This is a genomic window from Paraburkholderia silvatlantica (genome assembly GCF_003096715.1).
In the GTDB taxonomy this organism is placed as follows: Bacteria; Pseudomonadota; Gammaproteobacteria; order Burkholderiales; family Burkholderiaceae; genus Paraburkholderia; species Paraburkholderia silvatlantica.
The window spans coordinates 1-1,586 of record NZ_QEOL01000066.1 but is presented as its reverse complement, the minus strand read 5'-3'; the positions used below and the strand labels follow the sequence as shown (position 1 = coordinate 1,586).

Sequence of the window (1,586 nt, the reverse complement as noted above, 5' to 3'; positions counted from 1 at the left end):
GTCGGGTCCTTGATATCGCAGGTCTTGCAGTGCACGCAGTTCTGCGCGTTGATCTGCAGACGGTCGCTGCCGTCCTCGTTCTTCACGAACTCGTACACCGCGGCCGGACAGAAGCGCGCTTCGGGGCCCGCGTAGGTGCGCAGGTTCACGTTCACAGGCACGCTCGCGTCCTTGAGCGTGAGGTGCGCCGGCTGGTTCTCCTCGTGGTTCGTGTTCGAAATGAACACCGAGGAGAGCCGGTCGAACGTGAGCTTGCCGTCGGGCTTCGGATACTCGATCGGCCTGCACTGCGAAGCGGGCTTGAGCATCTCGTGATCGCGATGCTGGTGATGCAGCGTCCACGGCACGTTGCCGCCCAGCAGCTTCTGCTCGATGCCCACCATCAGCGTGCCCAGGTACAGGCCCTTGCTCATCCACTGCTTGAAGTTGCGCGCCTTGTAGAGTTCCGTGTAGAGCCACGACTGCGTGAACGCCTCCGGGTAGGCCGCGAGTTCATCGCTCTGGCGGCCGGCCTGCACGGCTTCGAACGCCGCATCGGCGGCCAGCATGCCGGTCTTGATCGCCGCGTGGCTGCCCTTGATGCGCGAGGCGTTCAGAAAGCCCGCATCGTCACCCACCAGCGCGCCGCCCGGGAACACGAGCTTCGGCAGCGACATCAGGCCGCCTGCGGTGATCGCGCGCGCGCCATACGACACGCGCTTGCCGCCTTCCAGATACTTGCGGATTTCCGGGTGCGTCTTGTAGCGCTGGAATTCCTCGAACGGCGAGAGATACGGGTTCTGGTACGCCAGACCCACGACAAAGCCCACCATCACCTGGTTGTTGTCGATGTGGTACAGGAACGAGCCGCCGTAGGTATCGCTTTCCAGCGGCCAGCCGGCCGTGTGGATCACGAGACCGGGCTGGTGCTTCGACGGGTCGATCTCCCACAGTTCCTTGATGCCGATGCCGTAGACCTGCGGATCCGCGTCCTTGCCGAGCTTGAACTTCTCGTTCAGCTGACGGCCCAGGTGCCCGCGGCAGCCCTCGCAGAAGAGCGTGTACTTCGCGTGCAGTTCCATGCCGAGCTGGAAGTTCTCGGTGGGCTCGCCGTCCTTGCCGATACCCATGTTGCCGGTGGCGACGCCCTTCACGGACCCGTCGTCGTGGTAGAGCACCTCGGCGGCCGGAAAGCCGGGGAAGATTTCCACGCCCAGCGCTTCTGCCATTGTCCCAAGCCAGCGCGTGACGTTCGCGAGGCTGATGACGTAGTTGCCGTGGTTCTTGAAGTTCTCGGGTAGCGCCCAGTTCGGCACGCCCTTCGCGCCGGTTTCCGTGAGGAACAGGAACTTGTCCTCGGTCACGGGCACGTTCAGCGGCGCGCCTTGCTCCTTCCAGTCCGGCATCAGTTCATTGAGCGCCCGCGGATCCATGACCGCGCCCGAGAGGATATGCGCCCCGATTTCCGAGCCTTTTTCCAGCACGCAAACGCCGATTTCGACGCCTTTCTCCGCGGCCTGCTGCTTCAGGCGGATCGCGGCCGACAGCCCGGCCGGGCCGCCGCCGACGATCACCACGTCGTATTCCATCGACTCGCGTGGGCCGTA

1 protein-coding gene is annotated in these 1,586 nt (G+C 64.4%); it reads right to left on the bottom strand.

Annotation, left to right across the window (positions count from 1 at the left end; genetic code table 11):
• On the bottom strand, positions 1-1,586 hold a 1,586-nt coding region (locus C7411_RS36750; RefSeq protein WP_207786591.1), incomplete at both ends, for an electron transfer flavoprotein-ubiquinone oxidoreductase.